The organism is uncultured Campylobacter sp. (assembly GCF_938017705.1).
Taxonomy (GTDB): domain Bacteria; phylum Campylobacterota; class Campylobacteria; order Campylobacterales; family Campylobacteraceae; genus Campylobacter_B.
In genome coordinates this window covers 1-1,327 of record NZ_CALIIS010000161.1, presented here as the reverse complement: position 1 = coordinate 1,327, position 1,327 = coordinate 1, and the positions used below count along the sequence as shown (strand labels likewise).

Genomic DNA, 1,327 nt, shown 5'->3' with positions numbered 1-1,327 from the left:
TTTTGCTATTAGAATTAGCGGCGGCTATATAAGCAACCTTATTTGCAACGCTCATATCTGCTTTTTTAACTCCCGTCGTCTCTTCTACCTTTCTAGTAACGAAGTCATCGAAGCTCTCATGAGATAGTTTTATATCATCTTTCTTATATTGCTCCGAAGTTGTATCCGAGATAGCATTGTACATCTTATCAAATTTTGACGGCCAAAAATTTTCGGAGGTACTAACACCATCTCTGATATTGAAGTCACTGGCGTAGATAAGCACCGGTGTGCTAGGACTTTTTTGCATCCTAGCGAAGTTGAAATACACGGTTGAGCCAGGAGTTTGTCCCTCTTTAAATCCTTGAGCCAAAATTCTAAATAAACTCGACTTAGAGTCGTAATTAATTCCTACGCCGCCCTGCGGTCTATTGATGAGCCCGCCTACTAAATTAGCATCGGAGTAGTAATTAAGAGCCGTTCTAAGTGGTATAGGCAATCCATAGCCACCACCAGATGCAGCTTCCTCCCAATCAGGAATTCCATCAGTGGTAGAAGCATTATTTTGGCTTCTTATATTATATTTATAGCATCTGCTATCATATCCCGTAGAGCCTAGGCACTCGTCAGAATCCGCAGCAAAAAACTGTGTACCTCTATCAATCTGATAGGTAACGGTAGATCTATTAGGATATGGTACATAGTTTGTATTTGCGCTAGTCTCACTAGCATTAGTAGCCTTAGAGCAGCGTCCGTCAGCATTATTGTGTTCGCAATCAAAGCCGAAATCTAGCGCAAAATCAAGATCACTTGAAAATCCGCACACAGTCTGAGGGTTACCGCCGATATCTCGCTTATATCCGTCATAAAGCGTAGCGATGACATCCTTATAAACCTTATCGGATAGATACGCTACGGCATTAACCCTAAGCATAGCTAGCTGGCTTATTTGACGCGTTACGGCTAAATTTTGCCTAGGATCTTCACCAGGATATATCACGACGTTATTCTCAATGTCTGGAGAATTGAAGTATGTATACGCAGATATCCCACCTGTTATATTATTGTCCGTTACTGGCACGTTTCTAGATCCTATAATGCTACCCACGCCGCTTGTCACGCCGTTATCAAGACTTACGAGAGATACCCTGATGCGATCTGGTCGGTATCGCAATACTAAATTAGTATTAGTAGCTGAAATTTTAGGATCACTGCTTTCGGCGATACTCTTATTTTTCATTCCGACATCGCAACCTACCATGCCTTTATTATTAGGCACGTTGCTAGAAGAGTTAATTACGCATTTAGCACTCTTCCACTTCGTAGAATATGTCTGATCTGCGTAAGC

General features: G+C 41.7%; 1 protein-coding gene. It reads right to left on the bottom strand.

The window, feature by feature from the left end; translation table 11 throughout:
* On the bottom strand, positions 1–1,327 hold a 1,327-nt coding region (locus Q0605_RS07875), incomplete at both ends, for a hypothetical protein (protein WP_298705854.1).